Origin of the sequence: Micromonospora cynarisoli, from assembly GCF_030518815.1 — a bacterium.
In the GTDB taxonomy this organism is placed as follows: domain Bacteria; phylum Actinomycetota; class Actinomycetes; order Mycobacteriales; family Micromonosporaceae; genus Micromonospora; species Micromonospora wenchangensis.
Map to the genome: position 1 here is coordinate 7,094,612 of NZ_CP130426.1, position 17,131 is coordinate 7,111,742.

General features: G+C 75.4%; 16 protein-coding genes. 9 read left to right on the top strand and 7 right to left on the bottom strand.

The window, feature by feature from the left end; genetic code table 11:
- Nucleotides 1-17 precede the first annotated feature (17 nt).
- Entirely contained in the window at nucleotides 18-1,622 is a 1,605-nt protein-coding gene (locus Q2K16_RS31105; RefSeq protein WP_302742056.1) for a phytoene desaturase family protein, read from the top strand.
- Nucleotides 1,623-1,650: 28 nt separating this feature from the next.
- On the opposite strand, the gene Q2K16_RS31110 is transcribed toward Q2K16_RS31105, so the two are convergent.
- Both Q2K16_RS31110 and Q2K16_RS31115 read right to left on the bottom strand, forming a co-directional pair.
- A complete protein-coding gene (locus Q2K16_RS31110) occupies nucleotides 1,651-2,418 on the bottom strand; it encodes a polyprenol monophosphomannose synthase (RefSeq protein WP_088644061.1) in 768 nt (255 codons plus the stop codon).
- Between the two features lie 89 nt (nucleotides 2,419-2,507).
- On the bottom strand, nucleotides 2,508-2,957 hold the full coding sequence (locus Q2K16_RS31115; protein WP_368052528.1) for an SRPBCC family protein: 450 nt from the start codon (nucleotides 2,955-2,957) through the stop codon (nucleotides 2,508-2,510).
- Between the two features lie 195 nt (nucleotides 2,958-3,152).
- Between Q2K16_RS31115 and Q2K16_RS31120 the strand changes: the two genes are divergently transcribed.
- From Q2K16_RS31120 to Q2K16_RS31155, 8 genes are read left to right on the top strand one after another with little or no spacing between them, the layout of a single operon-like run.
- On the top strand, nucleotides 3,153-4,850 hold the full coding sequence (locus tag Q2K16_RS31120) for an HAD-IIIA family hydrolase (RefSeq protein ID WP_302742060.1): 1,698 nt from the start codon (nucleotides 3,153-3,155) through the stop codon (nucleotides 4,848-4,850).
- Complete coding sequence (locus Q2K16_RS31125; protein WP_302742062.1) at nucleotides 4,847-5,821, top strand: glycosyltransferase; 975 nt, start codon at nucleotides 4,847-4,849, stop codon at nucleotides 5,819-5,821. The genes Q2K16_RS31120 and Q2K16_RS31125 overlap by 4 nt, the downstream gene beginning before the upstream one ends.
- Entirely contained in the window at nucleotides 5,806-7,023 is a 1,218-nt protein-coding gene (locus Q2K16_RS31130; protein ID WP_302742064.1) for a glycosyltransferase, read from the top strand. The genes Q2K16_RS31125 and Q2K16_RS31130 overlap by 16 nt, the downstream gene beginning before the upstream one ends.
- Nucleotides 7,023-7,817: a D-sedoheptulose-7-phosphate isomerase gene (locus tag Q2K16_RS31135; protein WP_302742065.1), complete on the top strand. Its 795-nt coding sequence runs from the start codon at nucleotides 7,023-7,025 to the stop codon at nucleotides 7,815-7,817. The genes Q2K16_RS31130 and Q2K16_RS31135 overlap by 1 nt, the downstream gene beginning before the upstream one ends.
- Nucleotides 7,814-9,307, top strand: a complete 1,494-nt coding sequence (locus Q2K16_RS31140; protein ID WP_302742067.1) for a PfkB family carbohydrate kinase — start codon at nucleotides 7,814-7,816, stop codon at nucleotides 9,305-9,307. The genes Q2K16_RS31135 and Q2K16_RS31140 overlap by 4 nt, the downstream gene beginning before the upstream one ends.
- The gene (locus Q2K16_RS31145; protein WP_302742069.1) at nucleotides 9,304-10,005 is read left to right on the top strand and encodes an SDR family oxidoreductase; all 702 of its coding nucleotides are present in this window, start codon (nucleotides 9,304-9,306) and stop codon (nucleotides 10,003-10,005) included. The genes Q2K16_RS31140 and Q2K16_RS31145 overlap by 4 nt, the downstream gene beginning before the upstream one ends.
- A complete protein-coding gene (locus Q2K16_RS31150) occupies nucleotides 10,002-10,979 on the top strand; it encodes a glycosyltransferase family 9 protein (RefSeq protein WP_302742071.1) in 978 nt (325 codons plus the stop codon). Before Q2K16_RS31145 ends, Q2K16_RS31150 begins: the two co-directional genes overlap by 4 nt.
- 1 nt (nucleotide 10,980) lies before the next feature.
- A complete protein-coding gene (locus Q2K16_RS31155; RefSeq protein WP_302742073.1) occupies nucleotides 10,981-11,964 on the top strand; it encodes a DNA topoisomerase IB in 984 nt (327 codons plus the stop codon).
- Between the two features lie 189 nt (nucleotides 11,965-12,153).
- On the opposite strand, the gene Q2K16_RS31160 is transcribed toward Q2K16_RS31155, so the two are convergent.
- The 5 genes from Q2K16_RS31160 to Q2K16_RS31180 form a co-directional block, all read right to left on the bottom strand.
- Complete coding sequence (locus tag Q2K16_RS31160; RefSeq protein ID WP_302742075.1) at nucleotides 12,154-13,188, bottom strand: AraC-like ligand-binding domain-containing protein; 1,035 nt, start codon at nucleotides 13,186-13,188, stop codon at nucleotides 12,154-12,156.
- 247 nt (nucleotides 13,189-13,435) lie between these two features.
- Nucleotides 13,436-13,939, bottom strand: a complete 504-nt coding sequence (locus tag Q2K16_RS31165; RefSeq protein WP_282266572.1) for a hypothetical protein — start codon at nucleotides 13,937-13,939, stop codon at nucleotides 13,436-13,438.
- A 62-nt stretch (nucleotides 13,940-14,001) separates the two neighbouring features.
- On the bottom strand, nucleotides 14,002-15,633 hold the full coding sequence (locus tag Q2K16_RS31170) for a RecQ family ATP-dependent DNA helicase (RefSeq protein WP_302742078.1): 1,632 nt from the start codon (nucleotides 15,631-15,633) through the stop codon (nucleotides 14,002-14,004).
- 173 nt (nucleotides 15,634-15,806) lie between these two features.
- Nucleotides 15,807-16,757: a TIGR03557 family F420-dependent LLM class oxidoreductase gene (locus tag Q2K16_RS31175; protein WP_302742080.1), complete on the bottom strand. Its 951-nt coding sequence runs from the start codon at nucleotides 16,755-16,757 to the stop codon at nucleotides 15,807-15,809.
- Nucleotides 16,758-16,868: 111 nt separating this feature from the next.
- Nucleotides 16,869-16,994, bottom strand: a complete 126-nt coding sequence (locus Q2K16_RS31180; RefSeq protein ID WP_255470159.1) for a hypothetical protein — start codon at nucleotides 16,992-16,994, stop codon at nucleotides 16,869-16,871.
- Nucleotides 16,995-17,131 lie beyond the last annotated feature (137 nt).

Below are 17,131 nucleotides of genomic sequence, written 5' to 3' on the forward strand. Positions count from 1 at the left end.
CCGGGTAGCCGGATCTGATGATCTCGCCGGGCACGGACACCGCGGACGCCGTCGTCATCGGTGCCGGACACAACGGCCTGGTGGCCGCCAACCTGCTCGCCGACGCCGGCTGGGACGTCCTGGTGCTGGAGGCGACCGGCGCGCCGGGCGGGGCGGTCCGCTCCGCCGAGGTCACCGCCCCCGGCTACCTCAGCGACCTGTACAGCTCCTTCTACCCCCTCGGGTACGCCTCCCCGGTGCTGGCCGGCCTCGACCTGCCCCGCTACGGGCTGACCTGGACGCACGCCCCCGACGTGCTGGCCCACCTGCTGCCCGACGGGCGGGCCGCGGTGATCAACCGGGACCTGGACACCACCGCCGCCTCGCTGGAGACGTTCGCCCCCGGCGACGGGGACCGCTGGCGGCACGCGTACGCCGACTGGGCACGGGTGTCGGGGCCGATGCTCGACGCCATCACCACCCCGTTCCCCCCGGTACGCGGCGGGCTGGGCCTGCTGCGCCGACTGCGGGTCGGTGGCGCGTTGCGGCTGGCCCGCCGGCTGGTCCTGCCGGTCCGCAAGCTCGGCGCGGAACTGTTCGCCGGCGACGGCGGCCCCGCCCTGCTGGCCGGCTGCGCCCTGCACACCGACCTGTCCCCCGAGGAGGCCGGCTCCGGCGTCTACGGCTGGCTGCTGGCCATGCTCGGCCAACAGGTCGGCTGGCCGGTGCCGGTCGGCGGCGCGCAGCGGATCACCGACGCGCTGGTGGCCCGGTTCACCGAGCGGGGCGGCCGGATCAGCTACCGGGCGGAGGTCGACCGGGTGCTGACCGCCCGGGGCAAGGCGGTGGGGGTCCGCACCGTCGACGGGACGATGTGGCGGGCCCGCCGGGCGGTGCTCGCCGACGTGCCCGCCCCCGCCCTCTACCTGGACCTGGTCGGGGCCGCCCAGCTACCGCCCCGGCTGGTCGAGGATCTGGCCCACTTCCGCTGGGACGGCTCCACCCTCAAGGTCGACTGGGCGCTGTCCGCCCCGCTGCCGTGGACCAACCCGGCGGTGGCCGGCGCCGGCACCGTGCACCTGGGCGCCGACCTCGACGGGCTCACCAGCTACTCCGCCGAACTGGCCCGGGGTGAGATCCCGACGACCCCGTTCCTGCTGGCCGGGCAGATGACCACCGCCGACCCGACGCACTCGCCAGCCGGCACCGAGTCGCTGTGGGCGTACACCCACCTGCCGTTCCGGCGGGACTGGCGGGCCGAGGACGTCGCCCGGCAGGTGCAGCGGATGGAGGACGTGCTGGAGGCCGCCGCCCCCGGGTTCCGCGGGCTGGTCGTCGGCCGGCACGTCGCCGGGCCGGCCGAGCTGGAACAGGGCGACCCGAGCCTGGTCGGCGGGGCGTTGGGTGGTGGTACCGCGGCGGCGTACCAGCAGCTGTTCCTGCGCCCGATCCCCGGCCTGGGCCGGGCCGACACCCCTGTCGACCGGCTCTACCTGGCCAGCGCGTCGGCACACCCCGGCGGCGGGGTGCACGGCGCGCCCGGCGCGAACGCCGCCCGGGCGGCGCTGGCCCGCGACCGCGCCGTCACCGGCGGCGTGTACGCCGGCGTCATCGACGCCGCGCACCGGACGCTCTACCGCTGAACCGTCCACCCACGACCCCGGTACGGGGTCAGGAGTCCAGGTTGCGGTGCCGGGTACGCAGCTTGAACGGCATCAGCGCACTCTCCACCTTGGTCGCGGTGGTCATCTTGGACATGCCGTCGCGCCGCTCCTCGAACCGGATCGGCACCTCCAGGATGGTGTGCCCGAGCTTGGTGGCCAGATAGTGCATCTCCACCTGGAAGCTGTAACCGTTCGACTGCACCCGGTGCAGGCCGATGTCGCGCAACGCGTCGGCCCGCCAGATCTTGAAGCCGGCGGTCAGGTCGCGGATGCGCACCCGCAGCAGGGTGTGCACGTAGAGGTTGGCCCAGCCGCTGAGCGCCCGCCGGTAGAGCGGCCACGCCTCGTCGAGCTGCCCGCCCGGCACGTACCGCGAACCGATCACCACCCCCGCCTGGGTGGACAGCAGCGCGCCCAGCATCCCGGGCAGCGCCTCCGGCGGGTGCGACAGGTCGGCGTCCATCTGCGCCACGTACTCCGCGCCGCCGTCGAGGGCCCGGCCGATGCCGTCCACGTACGCCCGGCCCAGGCCCTCCTTGCCGGCCCGGTGCACGACCTGCACCCGGTCCGGGTTCTCGATGGCCAGCTTGTCGGCCACCTCACCGGTGCCGTCCGGCGAGTTGTCGTCGGCGACGAGCACCTTCAGGCCCGGCAGCGGAAGGGCCAGCAGCCGGTCGACCAGCACCGGGAGGTTGCCCGCCTCGTTGTAGGTGGGGACCACGACGGTCAGGCGTGCGTCCCGCCACGGTGACGGCAGCTCCACGGGTTCGATCATCTCGGACATCCTCAGTCGCGGTCGGCATTCCCCCACAGGGTAGCCAAAAGCCCGGCGGGACCCCGCCGAGGCTCCCCGCGACCGCCAGGTCACCGTTCGGCGCGCGCGTCGGCCTTCTGCCGGGTGGCGATGTCGGAGAGCCGGCGCAGCGTCTCCTTGTTGCGCTGGTGCAGCACCAGGTCGTTGAGCTTGTTGCGGACCCAACGCAACGGGCCGGCGGCGAAGTCCTCGCCGATGCGGACCCGGGTCGCGCCGTCCCCTTCCGGGGTCAGCGTGAACACCACGACCGCCGCCCCGGCCGGCCACAGACCGGCCCGCAGCACCAGCCGGTGCGGCGGCTCGCAGACCAGCACCGTCGAGGCGTCCTCCAGGGAGAACGGCCAGGGGCCGGCCCGGTGGTGCAGTCGGGTGCCGACCCGGGGCCACTGCGCGTCGACGTCGCGCACGTGCACCGTGCCGACCACCCAGTCGCTGTACGTCCAGCCGTCGGCCAGCACGTCGAAGACCTGCTGCGGGGGTGCATCGATCACTTTCTCCACGACTGCCACCGTTGAGCAGTACCCGGGCCCGCCCGGCCTAACCCGCCGCGTTAGCTTCTCCGGCCCGACGGGTAACGCTGCACCGACGCGGGCGGGTCGACGGCGCGTGCCGGCCCGCCGCCGGGGAGCGGGCCGGGCGGCGTACCGCCCGGTAGGGCCAGGTTTACTCCCCGGGGCCTCGGGAACCCGCCGCCCGTGCGACGGGACGCGGAGCCGTATCAGCGCAGGTCAGGCCGGGTTGATCCGGTCGCTGGCCGGGGCGGCCGCGCACTGTACGACGCGGTGTTGCTCGACCGGGACGGCACCCTGGTCGAGGACGTGCCGTACAACGGCGACCCTGACAAGGTACGCCCGGTGCCCGGCGCCCGGGCGGCGCTGGACCGGCTGCGCGCCGCCGGGCTGCGGCTCGGCGTGGTCACCAACCAGTCGGGGCTGGCCCGGGGGCTGTTCACCGCCGCCGAACTGCGGGCGGTCAACGCGCGGATCGAGGAACTGCTCGGCCCCTTCGACACCTGGCAGTGCTGCCCGCACGACGAGCGGGCCGGCTGCGTCTGCCGCAAACCCGCGCCCGGCATGGTGCACGCCGCCGCGCGGGCGCTCGGCACCACCCCGGACCGCTGCGTGCTGGTCGGGGACATCGCCGCCGACCTGGGTGCCGCCGCCGCAGCCGGTGCCGCCGGGGTGCTCGTGCCCACCCCGACCACCCGGGCCGTCGAGGTCGCCGCCGCCGGGCAGGTCGCCGCCGACCTGCCCGCCGCCGTGGAGCTGATCCTCACCCGGTCCGCCCTGGTCGCCGGGCCACCGCCGCGCCGGGCCGGCACCGTGCTGGTGGTCCGCAGCGACTCCGCCGGCGACGTCCTGGTCACCGGTCCCGCCGTCCGGGCCGTCGCCGCGTACGCCGAGCGGGTCGTGCTGCTCTGCGGCCCCCGGGGCCGCGACGCCGCCGCCCTGCTGCCCGGCGTCGACGAGATCGTCGAGTGGCCGCTGCCCTGGATCGACGGCGCACCCGACCCGGTCGACCCGGCGGACATCGACCGGCTCACCGACCGGCTGCGCGCGGTACGGGCCGACGAGGCGGTCGTGTTCACCTCGTTCCACCAGTCGCCGCTGCCGTTGGCGCTGCTGCTGCGGCTGGCCGGCGTGCCGACGGTCAGCGCGATCAGCGACGACTACCCGGGCTCCCTGCTCGACGTGCGGCACCGGGTTCCCGCCGGGCTGCCCGAGCCGGAACGGGCGCTGTCGCTGGCCGCCGCCGCCGGTTTCGCGTTGCCGGCCGGCGACGATCCGCGACTGCGGGTCCGCGCCGACCGGGTGCCGCCCCCGCCGGCCGGGCTCGGTGGTCCCGGGTACCTGGTGCTGCATCCCGGTTCGGCGGTGCCGAGCCGGGCCGTGCCACCCGAGTTGGCGGCCCGGATCGTGCGGACGCTCACCGCCGCGGGTCACCGGGTCGCGGTCACCGGCGGGCCCGACGAGACGGCGCTGACCGCCCGGGTGGCCGGCGACACCGGCATCGACCTGGGCGGCCGGACCGGTCTGGCCGACCTGGCCGGGGTGCTCGCCGACGCCGGCGCGCTGGTGGTCGGCAACACCGGGCCGGCGCACCTGGCCGCCGCGCTGGGCGTGCCGGTGGTCAGCCTGTTCGCCCCCACCGTCCCCTACGGACAGTGGGGGCCCTACCGGGTGCCGACCGTCCGGCTGGGCGACGCCGCCGCGCCCTGCCGCGACACCCGGGCCACGGTCTGCCCGGTGCCCGGCCACCCCTGCCTGTCGGCCGTCGAACCGGGCCGGGTCCTCGACGCGGTACGCCTGCTCGGCGTCCCCGCCGACGCCCCGGTCGGGTCGCCGCCGGCCGGCGCGACGCCGGTGACCGCCGGGCGGGGGAGTCACCGATGAACATCCTGCTCTGGCACGTGCACGGCGCCTGGGCCACGTCCTTCGTGCACGGCAAGCACCGCTACCTGGTGCCGGTCACCCCCGACCGGGGCCCGTACGGGCTGGGCCGGGCGCGCACCTACCCGTGGCCGGACAGCGCCGTCGAGGTGACCCCGCAGCAGTTGCGCCACGCCGACGTCGACGTGGTGCTGCTGCAACGCCCCGAGGAGTACGACCTGGCCGGCCAGTGGCTCGGCCGGCCGGTGGGCCGGGCGGTGCCGGCGGTCTACGTCGAGCACAACACCCCCAAGGGCGACGTGCCGAACACCAGGCACCCGATGGCCGACCGGGACGACCTGCTGCTCGCCCACGTCACCCACTTCAACGAGCTGTTCTGGGACAACGGGACCACCCGCACCGCCGTCGTCGAACACGGGGTGGTCCCGCCCGCGGTGACCTGGACCGGTGAGCTGGACCGGCTCGCCGTGGTGATCAACGAGCCGGTACGCCGGGGGCGGATCACCGGCAGCGACCTGCTCGCCCGGTTCGCCGAGATCGCCCCGCTGGATGTCTTCGGCATGAAGGTGGCCGGGCTCGCCGACCACCTCGGACTGCCGGCCGACCGGCTGACCAGCCACGACGACGTCCCGCAGCACCTGATGCACGCCGAACTGGCCCGGCGGCGGGCCTACCTGCACCTGTGCCGGTGGACCTCGCTCGGGTTGAGCCTGATCGAGGCCATGACGATAGGCATGCCCGTGGTAGCGCTGGCCACCACCGAGGCCGTGGAGGCGGTGCCCCCCGGGGCGGGGGCGCTGTCCACCCGGATCGACACCCTGCTGGCCGCCGCCGCCCGGTTCGTCGCCGACCCCGCCGAGGCCCGCCGGGCGGGTGCCGGGGCGCGTACCGCCGCGCTGGGCCGTTACGGCCTGGACCGTTTCCTCGCCGACTGGGACCGCCTGCTGGAGGAGGAAGTATGCGCATCGCGATGATCTCCGAGCACGCCAGCCCGCTCGCCGTGCTGGGCGGTGAGGACGCCGGCGGGCAGAACACGCATGTCGCGGAACTCTCCGCCGCGCTGGTGGCGGCCGGCCACGACGTCCGGGTCTACACCCGGCGCGACGCCGTCGACCTGCCGGTCGCCGTCCGCGCCCCGGACGGTTACGAGGTGGTGCACGTGCCCGCCGGCCCGGCCGAGCCGGTCGCCAAGGACGCCCTGCTGCCGCACATGAAGGAGTTCAGCCACTGGCTCACCGGTCGGTGGCGGGGCGGGGACTGGACGCCTGAGGTGGTGCACGCGCACTTCTGGATGAGCGGACTGGCCGCGCTTGCCGCCGGCCGGCAGACCGGGGTGCCGGTGGTGCAGACGTACCACGCGTTGGGCACGGTCAAGCGGCGTCACCAGGGGGTGCAGGACACCAGCCCGGCCCGGCGGATCGGCTACGAACGGGAACTGGGGTGCGCCGTCGACCGGGTCGTCGCCCAGTGCCGCGACGAGGTCGGGGAACTGGTCCGGCTCGGTGTCCCCCGGTCCCGGATGACCGTCGTGCCGTCCGGGGTGAACCTGGACACCTTCGCCCCGCTCGGCCCGGCCGTCGACCGCGACGCCGACCGGCCCCGGGTGCTCACCGTCGGCCGGCTGGTGGAACGCAAGGGCTTCCAGACGGTGATCCGGGCGATGGCGCTGGTGCCCGACGCCGAGTGCGTGGTCGTCGGCGGGCCGCCCGCCGGGCTGCTGGAGACCGACCCGTACGCCAGGCGGCTGCGGGCGCTCGCCGGCACCTGCGGGGTCGCCGACCGGGTCCGGCTGGTCGGGGCGGTGCCCCGGGAGGAGATGGGCCGCTGGTACCGGTCGGCTGACGTGCTGGTCGCCGCCCCCTGGTACGAGCCGTTCGGGCTGACCCCGCTGGAGGCGATGGCCTGCGGTGTGCCCGTCGTCGGCACGGCGGTCGGCGGCATCCGGGACACCGTGGTCGACGGGGTGACAGGTGACCTGGTGCCGGCCCGGGACCCGCAGGCGCTGGGGGACGCGCTGGCCGGCCTGCTCGGCGACCCGGCCCGCCGCTACGGCTACGCCACCGCCGCGTTGCGGCGGGCCCGCCGCGACTACTCGTGGGCCGCCGCCGCCGACCGGTTGACCGAGGTGTACGCCGAGGTCGCCGCCGTACGCAAGCCGAGCCGGGTGGTCGCCTGATGACGACCTCGACCCGGGCGGCGCGGGCCGGCCTGCTCGACGCGCACCTGACCCTGCTGGCCGAGGCGCTGCTGCCGTACCGGGCGGCGGAGCCGTTGCTGGCCCGCTGGGGCACCGAGCTGGCGGGCATCCTGGTCGGCGGCGGGCGGTTGCTGGTCGCCGGCAACGGGGGCAGCGCCGCCGAGGCCCAGCACCTCACCGCCGAACTGGTCGGCCGGCTGCGCGACGAGCGCCGGCCGCTGTCGGCGATCGCCCTGCACGCCGAGACCTCCGCGTTGACCGCGATCGGCAACGACTACGGCTACGACGAGGTCTTCGCCCGCCAGGTGCGGGCCCACGGCCGGGCCGGTGACGTCCTGCTGTTGATGTCCACCAGCGGGGCCAGCGGCAACCTGCTCGCCGCCGTGGCGGCCGCCCGGGAGGCCGGGCTGCGCTGCTGGGCGTTCACCGGCCCGACGCCGAACCCGCTCGCCGACGCCTGCGACGAGGCGCTCGGCGTCGCCTCGCCGGACAGTCAGGTGGTGCAGGAACTGCACCTGGTCTCCACCCACGTGCTCTGCGAGTACGTCGACCGGGCACTGCCCACGGCGCTGACCGCGCTGGCCGGCCAGGCGGCGGCCACCGCAGCCGCCGCGTCGCCGGCCCGGCCCGTGGACCCGGCCGCCCCGCCGGTGGACCGGACGGCGGCCGACGACCCGCCCGCCCCGCCGGTGGCCGGCGACGGGCCGGTACGGGCCGGGGTGGAGGTGGTCGTCGACCCGGCGGCCGACGGACGGCACGGGGACCCGGCATGAGGGGCCCGCTGGTGGTGGTCGGGGACACCCTGCTCGACCGGGACGTCGAGGGGGTGGTGAACCGGCTGTGCCCCGACTCGCCGGTGCCGGTGCTGGACGAGACGGCCGCCGCCGACCGGCCCGGCGGGGCCGGCCTGGCCGCCGTCTTCGCCGCCGCCGCGGGTGCCGAGGTGGCGCTGGTGACCGCGCTCGCCGACGACGCCGGGGCGGCCCGGCTCAGTTCCCTGCTCACCGCCGCCGGGGTGCAGGTGTACGGCCTGCCGCTGGCCGGGGCCACCCCGGAGAAGGTCCGGCTGCGCGCCCGGGGCCGGGTGCTGCTGCGCCACGACCGGGGTGGCATGGCGGGGGAGCCGGGGCCGCCCACCGAGGTGGTGCTGCGGCTGCTCGCCGGGGCGTCCGCGGTGCTGGTCAGCGACTACGGCCGGGGGGTGGCCCGACAACCGGCGCTGCGGGCGGCGCTGGCCGCGACCCGCGCCCCGGTGGTCTGGGACCCGCACCCACGGGGTCCGGTCGCGGTGCCGGGGGTGCGGCTGGTCACCCCGAACGAGCCGGAGGCCCGGGAACTGGCGAAGGTGCCGCCGGGCGGGTCCCGGCTGGCGGTCGCCGCCCGGGCCGGCCAGGGGCTGCGGGAACGCTGGCGGGCCGGCGCGGTGGTGGTGACCCTCGGAGGCGACGGCGCGCTGCTCTGCTCCGCCGGGGCGACGCCGCTGATGGTCTCCGCGCCGGTCAACGCCGAGGGGGACACCTGCGGGGCGGGGGACCGGTTCGCCTCGGCCGCCGCGGTGGCGCTCGCCGGGGGCGCGCTGGTCTCCGAGGCGGTCCAGGCGGCTGTCGGTGCGGCGTCGGCGTACGTGGCGGACGGCGGAGTGGCCACCGCGCTGCCCGTGCCGGTGCGGGACTGCCCGCCGGTGCTGGTCGGCGGCGGGGAACGGATCGGGGCCGCCGCGGCGGGCGCGGTGGTGGCCGAGGTCCGCGCGGCCGGCGGCACCGTGGTCGCCACGGGGGGCTGCTTCGACCTGCTGCACGCCGGACACGTGGCGACGTTGCAGGCCGCCCGGCAGCTCGGCGACTGCCTGGTGGTCTGCCTGAACTCCGACAGCAGCGTCACCGGCCTCAAGGGCCCCGACCGGCCGGTGATCCCGCAGGGCGACCGGGCCCGGCTGCTCGCGGCGTTGGGTTGCGTCGACGCGGTGGTGGTCTTCGACGAGCCCACCCCGCACGCGACGTTGGGCTGGCTGCGGCCCGACATCTGGGTCAAGGGCGGGGACTACGCCACCGGCGTCGACGACGAGCCGACCCTCCCGGAGGGCGAGCTGTTGCGCCGGTGGGGCGGGGACAGCGTGGTGGTGCCCTACCTGGACGGGCGCTCCACCACCGACATGATCGCGGCGGCCCGGGGTGAGCGCCGGCGCACCGGCCCGGCCGGCGGCGCGCGGGCGGAACCCACCGGGTCCCGCCCGGCGCATCCGACGACGGAGGGAACACGATGAGCAGCAGTCCACCCGGTGCCGGTCCGGCCGTCCTGGTCACCGGCGGGTCGAGCGGCCTCGGCGCGGCCGTGGTCACCGCCGTCGCCCAGGCTGGCGGACGACCGCTGGTGCTGGACCGGCAGCGCCCCGACGACGGGGTGCCGTGGATCGAGTGCGACCTGGCCGACACCCGGGCCGCCGAGGAGGCCACCCGGGACCTGGCCGAACGGGTCGGCGGGCTGGACGCGGTGGTGACCGCCGCCGGCATGGACGTGCCGGGCAGGCTGGCCGACGTCCCCCGCGACACCTGGGAACGGATCGTCGTGGTGGACCTGCTCGCCACGGTGGCGGTGGTCCGGGCCGCGCTGCCCTACCTGGAGGCGTCCCGGGGCAACGTCGTCACGGTCGCCTCCACCCTGGGCGTCAAGGCGGTCGGGGACGCCACCGCGTACTGCGCGGCGAAGTTCGGGGTGGTCGGTTTCACCAGGTCGCTCGCCGCCGAGCTGGCCGGCAGCGTCGGGGTGACCCTGCTCATCCCCGGCGGGATGCGGACCGCCTTCTTCGACGACCGCGACCCGCAGTACCGGCCGGGGCCGGACGCGAAGCTCAACGACCCGGCCGACACCGCCGCCGCGATCATGTTCGCGCTGTCCCAGCCGCCCGGCAGCGCCGTGCGGGAACTGGTGGTCTGCGCCGAGCAGGAGACCTCGTACCCGTGATCCTGGTGTTGCGGGCACTCGGCGTCGGTGACCTGGCCACGGCGGTGCCCGCGCTGCGCGCCCTGCGGGCCGGGCATCCGGGCGAGGAACTGGTGCTGGCCGCGCCGGCCTGGCTGGGTCCGCTGGTCGAGCTGGTCGGCGGGGTCGACCGGCTGTTGCCCACCGACGACCTCGGCCCGCCGCCCTGGCCCGTCCCGCCGTCGGCCGGCCGGTCGTCGCACGGCGCGCCGCCGTGGTCCGGGCCGGCGCCGGAGGTGGCGGTGAACCTGCACGGACGGGGGCCGCGTTCGCACCTGATGCTGGCCGGCGCGGGCCGGCTGGTGGCCTTCCGGTGCCCGCCGGCCGGGCACGCCGACGGGCCCGACTGGGACGACGACGAGCACGAGGTGGACCGCTGGTGCCGGCTGCTCGACTGGTACGGCATCCCGGCCGACCGCACCGACCTGGCGTTGCGCCGGCCGCCGCCGGGCCGGCTGCCGGCCGGGGTGACCGTGGTGCATCCGGGCAGCAAGGTCGAGGCGAAGCGGTGGCCGGCGGACCGGTTCGCCGTGCTGGCCCGGCGGCTGGCCGACCGGGGGCATCGGGTGGTGGTGACCGGCTCGGCCGGCGAACGGGAACTGGCCGCCCGGGTGGCGGCCGGCGCGGGTCTGCCCCCGTCGGCGGTGCTGGCCGGCCGGACCGACCTGGGTGAGCTGGCCGCCCTGGTGGCCGCCGCCCGGCTGGTGGTCAGCGGGGACACCGGGGTCGGTCACCTGGCCACCGCCTACCGCGTCCCGTCGGTGCTGCTCTTCGGCCCGGTGCCGCCGGCCCGCTGGGGCCCGCCTGCCGACCGGCCGTGGCACCGGGTGCTCTGGGCCGCGGGCGAGGATTGCGCCGCCGCGCCGGGGGTAGGAACGGCGTCGGGATGGGCGGCGCTCCCGGTCGACCGGGTGCTGGCCGCCGTGGACGAGGCCGAGGAAACGGTACGGGTCTGAGGTGCGACTGCGGCGCAGTGATCCGGGTCGGGCGGGGTACGGACGTCGCCGAAGCGGCAAGGGCTGGACCTTCCTGGACCGGCACGGGGAACGGGTCCGGGACCCGGACACCCTGGCCTGGCTGGGTCAGCTGGTCATCCCGCCGGCCTGGTCCGACGTGTGGATCGCGCCGTACCCCAACGGGCACATCCTGGCCACCGGCACCGACGCCGCCGGACGCCGGCAGTACCTCTACCACCCGCAGTGGCGGCGCAAGCGGGACGAGGCGAAGTTCGACCATGTGCTGGAGGTGGCCCGGCGGCTGCCGACCCTGCGCGAGCGCGTCGCCGGTGACCTGGCGGGGCGGGGGTTGAACCGGGACCGGGTGCTGGCCACCGTCGCCCGGCTGCTCGACATGGGCACCTTCCGGGTCGGCAACGAGCAGTACGCCGTCGGGGAGGATGCCACCTTCGGCGTGTCCACCCTGCGTCCGGAGCACGCCCGGTGCCGGGGCGGCTGCGTGGTCTTCGAGTTCCCGGCCAAGGGCGGCATCGAACAGGTCCGCCGGATCGAGGACCCGCAGCTGTGCCAGGTGCTGACCGACCTGCGGCGACGACGGCGCACCGAGGAACGGCTCTTCGGCTACTGGGACGGCCGGGCCTGGCGGGACGTGCGCAGCGACGAGGTCAACGGCTACCTGCGCGACGCCAGCGGCGGTGAGATGACCGCGAAGGACTTCCGCACCTGGCACGCCACCGTCCGCGCGGCCACCGAACTGGCGACCGTGGGGACGCAGCGTTCGGTCACGGCCCGCCGCCGGGCGGTGGCCGGGGTGATGCGGGCGGTGGCCGAGCTGCTCGGCAACACCCCCACGGTGGCCCGAACGTCGTACGTGGACCCCCGGGTGGTCGACCTCTACCACGACGGCGTGGTGCTGCCGGTGCCCCCCGACGCCCCACGTGAGCAGGTCGAACGGTCGGTGCTGGAGTTGCTGGCGGAGACCTGACCGACCCCGCCGCTGTTCCTGGGGGGAGGCGCGACGGGGTCGGGGCGGGTGCGGCCGGGAGGCCATCCGGGCGACGGCGGTCGTGCCTGCGGCACCGGGCGGCCGTCCGTGACCCACCTGGGTCACGGACGCCACGCCGCGGTCCCCCGTTACCGTCGGGCCGGCCGGTCGGTGACCGTCGGCCCGCAGTCAGTATGTCGGCCCCGGGTTGACTGCGGACGCCGTGCTGTTGTCGATCCGTGCCTGTTGCAGGTGCAGCGTCCGGTACGCCTGGGGGGTGAGCTGGTGGGCAGCCCGGAAGGCCCGGCTGAAGTGCGCCTTGTCCCGGAAACCCCAGCGCGCGGCGACGGCCTGCACGGGCCGGTGGGCCAGCGCGGGATCGGCCAGGTCCCGCCGGCACCGCTCCAACCGCAGCTCCCGGATGTACGACGCGACGGTGGCGTGCTCCTCCTCGAAGAGCCGGTGCAGGCTGCGTACCGAGATGTGGTGCGCCGCGGCGATGGTGGCCGGGGTCAGCCCGGCGTCACCCAGCCGCCGCTGGACGTACGCCCGCACCTGGGCGAGCAGCGCCCGGCGGCGTACCTCGCGCGGCATCTCGTCCTCGGCGACCAGGTACCTGCCGAGCATGGTGGAGATCAGGTCCAGCGCCACCCCGCCCAGCCGCTCGGCGTCGGCCTGCTGGTACTGCTCCGGATGGGTGGTGATCCGGGTCAGGTACTGGGCGACCAGCGCACCGATCCCCTCGCTTGCCGACATCCGGCCGGCCAGCAGCGGGGCGAGCTGGTCCGGGGTGAGCGGGATCGCCCCGTACGGGACCAGGGCGACGATCGAGGCGGCGTGCTCCGCGCCGTTGCCGTCGCCGAGGTGGCTCACCTCGTGCGGCCGGGAGCCGTCGTAGAAGGTGAACTCACCGGCGCCGAGTCGGCTCTCCCGCCCGGCCTGCCCGGCGACGCCGGTGCCGTTGGTGGTGAGGGCGAGCATGTGGAAGTCCACCTCGGTGCGCCGGACCAGCTTCGGGGTGCGCACCGCCTCCAGTGACGGGTAGCGGTAGCGCACCAGCCGGATGGGGCCCAGCTCGACGAACTCGGCGCGGGCCCGGAAGTCGTGCTGGTGGTCGGAGCGGATGCGCAGCGGCGCGGCGGTCCGGGCGACCAGGTCCAGCCACATCCCGAACCGTTCCGTCGGCGGCAGTTGTTCGGTGTCGATCACCGTGCGGTGCACCATGTCCGGCCTCCCCGTCGGCGGGCACTTCCCCTCCATTCTGGACGAGGACCGCACCAGCCCGCTCCGTCCGGGGCCGGGTGGGGTCGTGGGGGTGTCGATGCCGCTGTTTCGCCAAAACAGCGGCATCGAAGCCATCGGGACACCGCCCCTCCGGCGACATCGGGTCGATCACGGCCGCACCGCCCACCAGACGCCGACGGGCCGGGCCGCCGTCAGGCTGGCCCGGCCCGTCGGCCGTGGGTCGAGGTCAGTCGTTGAGGACCTGGGAGAGGCGGTCGCGGAACTTCCGCTCCGAGTCGCTGACCTGGTCGCCGCCGATGCCGAGCAGCCCCCCGCTGGATGCCGCCCCGACCACCTGGTCGGCGATCTCCACCAGCCAGTGCCGGTACGCCCCGGCCTCGCCCTCGTCGACCTTCGCGGCCAGCAGGGTGGCCGCCTGCCCGGCCCGGACCAGCACGTCGTCGATGAGCGCCTGCGGGTCGGCCGGCGAGATCACCGGCAGTTCCTCGCCGGCCTCCGGGTCGCCCACCCGCGAGACGATCTCCCCGGCGACGGCGGCGACCAGCGGGCTGGCCGACTCCCGGCCGGCGGCGATGGTCTCCAGCCCGGCCGCGTTCTCGGCGCGGGTGCGTCGGGCGCCGTCCGACTCGGCGGCGCTCGCCGCGGTCAGGACCGACTGCGGCAGGCCGACCAGCAGCCCCCACTCCTCGTCGGAGAACCCGAACCCGGTGTACGCCGGCTGTTCGATCACGACTGAGCCCCTCTCGGTTCGTTTCACTGCAGACACCGCACGCGGGCGGTCGCCCGGTCAGGCTAGTCCAGCGTCAGCAGACCCTGTTCGGACACCACGCGCACGGAGAGCGTCTTGTAGCCGACCTCGTCGAAGAGCACCGTCATCCGGTCCTCCTCGTAGTTGAGCACCAACCCGGGACCCCATTCCGGGTGCCGGACCTGGCTGTGCACCGGGAACGGGCCGACCGCGCCGTCGCTTGCCACGCTGGTGCCGGCGTGGCAGTTGTCGCAGTGCCCGCAGACCTGCGACATCTGCTCGCCGAAGTAGGCGAGCAGCACCTGCCCGCGGCACCCGGTGGTCTCGGCGAAGGCACGCATCATGTCGGTACGCGACCGGGTCACCGTCTGCTGCCGTTCGGCCTCGGCCAGGGCCGCCGCGCCGGCCTCGGCCGGGGTGGGGGAGTAGCGCGGTGCGCCGATCTTCTGCCCGGCCCGGGGTTCGGCCGCCCCGATCTGCTCCAGCAGGGCCAGGTACTGCCCGAGCTTGCGTGGCCCGAGGCCGGTCGCCTCGCGCAGCGCCTTCTTCGTCGTCGCCCGCCGACGCAGCAGCGCGGCCAGGTCCTGCAGTTCGGTCTCGTCGGGCAGGCCGCCGGAGAAGTAGCGTTGCAGGCCGACGTCCTCGGCCCGCCACAGCAGCAGCACCCGGGCCGGCGCACCGTCGCGTCCGGCCCGGCCGATCTCCTGGAAGTAACTGTCCGGCGAGTCGGGCAGCGCCATGTGCACCACCCAGGCGATGTTCGGCTTGTCGATACCCATGCCGAACGCCGAGGTCGCCACCATGATCGGCACCTGGTCGGCGAGGAACGCCTCGTGCAGCCCGTGCCGGGCGGCGGTGGGCATCCCGCCGTGGTAGTACTCGGCCGGGAACCCGGCCGTGGTCAACCGCTCGGCCAGCTCCTCGGCGGCCCGCCGGGTCGGCACGTAGATGATGCCGGGCCGCTCGTCGTCGCGCAGCAGTGCGATCAGCCGCCGCCAGCGGTAGTCGTCGGTGGGGCAGTAGGCGACCTCGACGAACAGGTTCGGCCGGTCCAGCCCGGAGACCACCACCTCGGGGTCGCGCAGCCGCAGCCGGGCGACGATGTCGTCGCGTACCGGCGGGGAGGCGGTGGCGGTCAGTGCCACCACCGGCGGCCGGCCGAGGCCGTCGATCAGGTGGCCCAACGCCAGGTAGTCGGGGCGGAAGTCGTGCCCCCACGCCGAGATGCAGTGCGCCTCGTCGATCGCCACCAGGGCCGGTCGCAGCGACTTCACCTCGGCCATCCGGTCGGGGTTGGCCAGCGCCTCCGGGGTGATGAAGAGGAACTCCGCCCGCCCCTGCCGGATCTCGGCGATGGCCTCGGCCTGTTGGGCGGCGCTTTCGTCGGAGCTGATCCGCACGGCACGCAGTTCGGGGCGCTGGCGTTCGTTGAGCGCGGCGATCTGGTCCTGCTGGAGGGCCAGCAGGGGGGAGATCACCACCGTCGGCCCGGGGATCAGGCTCGCCGGGATCTGGTAGATCGCCGACTTGCCGGCTCCGGTGGGGAGCACCACCAGGGCGTCGCGTCGTTTCATCACCGCGCGCATGGCGGCGAGCTGGTTGGGCCGCAGCGCTTTCCAGCCGAACAGGCTGCGCGCCGCGCGGCGCAACGTCGTCGAGTGCATGGACAGCTTCATCGAGGGCCGGAGGTACCCGGGCGGATCGACCCCGAAACCGCTCCCACCGGATCGGGCACACCGCCCACGGCGGCCGGTACGGCGCAGGTCAGGCGCGGTGACCGGGCGCGCACACCTGGTCGACCACGGGTCACCGTGTGCCGGTGATCCGTGGTCGGTCGGGGCGGGCGGGTTCAGCGCAGGTGGGGGAGCACCTCGCGCTGGTAGAGGTCGAACAGACCCTGCCAGTGCGGCCCGGCGTTGCCGACGTAGACCTCGTCGAAGCCGGCCTTGGCGTACCTGTCGATCATCTCCAGGTGCGCGTCGGCGCTGTCGCCGCAGACGAAGCCCTGCCGCACCTGATCCGGCGTGACCAGTTGGGCCGCCTGCTCGAAGTGCCGGGGGGAGGGCAGCACCTGGGACAGCTCGCCCGGCACGCCGGCGTTGGGCCACGTCTCGTACGCGATCCGCGCGCCCTCGTCCTCGGTGTCGGCGTACGCGGCCTTGAACCCGGCCTGGCACGGCTTGTCGCCGCCGCCGTTGTCCCGGAACCGGCTGACCAGGTCACCGTCGGGCATCATGCTGACGTAGCCGTCGCCGATCCGGGCGGCCAGGTCGACGGCCTTGGGTCCGAAGCCGGAGACGTACACCGGCGGGGGCGTGTCGGGCAGCGTGTAGACGCGGGCGTGCTCCACCGTGTAGTGCCGGCCGTGGTGGTTGACGAAGTCGCCCCGCCACAGTTCCCGCATCACCGCGACGGCCTCCTCCAGCATTTCCAACCGGACGTCGGTCTGCGGCCAGGCGTCGCCGAGGATGTGCTCGTTGAGCGCCTCGCCGGTGCCGACGCCGAGGACGAACCGGCCGGAGTGCATGACCGCGCTGGTCGCCGCGGCCTGCGCCAGCACCGCCGGGTGGATGCGGACCGTCGGGCAGGTCACCGCCGTGCTCACCGGCAGTGTGGTGACCTGGCTCAGCGCCCCGATGACGGACCAGACGAAGGGGCTCTGCCCCTGGGCGTCCGTCCACGGGTGGTAGTGGTCGGAGATCCACAGTGCCTGGAAGCCGGCCCGCTCGGCGGCCCGGGCCTGCTCCAGCAGTTGCGCCGGGGTGAACTCCTCACTGGACAGGAAGTAGCCGATCCTCATGGTGCCCCCTCGCTGGGCGCGCCGCCGGGTGCGGCGTGACATCCACTAGCGGTACCCCGGCCGGTGCGGGATCAGTCGGCCGGCGGCGGCCGAACTCGGCGACGGCCGGACTCAGCGACGGCCGAACATGGCCCGGATGGCGGCCAGCAGCAGCAACCCGCCGACCACCAGGCCGAGCAGGCGTACGCCGGGGATGTCGGCCGGCGAGGTGGCGTCGGCGAGCGGCGGCAGGTCCATCCCCGCACTGTCGCACGTCGCCCCGACCGACGCCAGACAGTAACAGTAAGGTTTATTGACTATTACCTCGCCCGGTGTGACCATGGCAGCACCGCGACGGCATCGGGCCGTCGACACGCGACGGGGGTACCGGGGCC

Coding starts and splice junctions, on each gene's coding strand:
- Q2K16_RS31175 (WP_302742080.1), bottom strand. CDS start 16,757: ATGAGGATCGGCTACTTCCTGTCCAGTGAGGAGTTCACCCCGGCGCAA.
- Q2K16_RS31145 (WP_302742069.1), top strand. CDS start 9,304: ATGAGCAGCAGTCCACCCGGTGCCGGTCCGGCCGTCCTGGTCACCGGC.
- Q2K16_RS31125 (WP_302742062.1), top strand. CDS start 4,847: ATGAACATCCTGCTCTGGCACGTGCACGGCGCCTGGGCCACGTCCTTC.
- Q2K16_RS31140 (WP_302742067.1), top strand. CDS start 7,814: ATGAGGGGCCCGCTGGTGGTGGTCGGGGACACCCTGCTCGACCGGGAC.
- Q2K16_RS31130 (WP_302742064.1), top strand. CDS start 5,806: ATGCGCATCGCGATGATCTCCGAGCACGCCAGCCCGCTCGCCGTGCTG.
- Q2K16_RS31105 (WP_302742056.1), top strand. CDS start 18: ATGATCTCGCCGGGCACGGACACCGCGGACGCCGTCGTCATCGGTGCC.
- Q2K16_RS31160 (WP_302742075.1), bottom strand. CDS start 13,188: ATGGTGCACCGCACGGTGATCGACACCGAACAACTGCCGCCGACGGAA.
- Q2K16_RS31180 (WP_255470159.1), bottom strand. CDS start 16,994: ATGGACCTGCCGCCGCTCGCCGACGCCACCTCGCCGGCCGACATCCCC.
- Q2K16_RS31110 (WP_088644061.1), bottom strand. CDS start 2,418: ATGATCGAACCCGTGGAGCTGCCGTCACCGTGGCGGGACGCACGCCTG.
- Q2K16_RS31170 (WP_302742078.1), bottom strand. CDS start 15,633: ATGAAGCTGTCCATGCACTCGACGACGTTGCGCCGCGCGGCGCGCAGC.
- Q2K16_RS31135 (WP_302742065.1), top strand. CDS start 7,023: ATGACGACCTCGACCCGGGCGGCGCGGGCCGGCCTGCTCGACGCGCAC.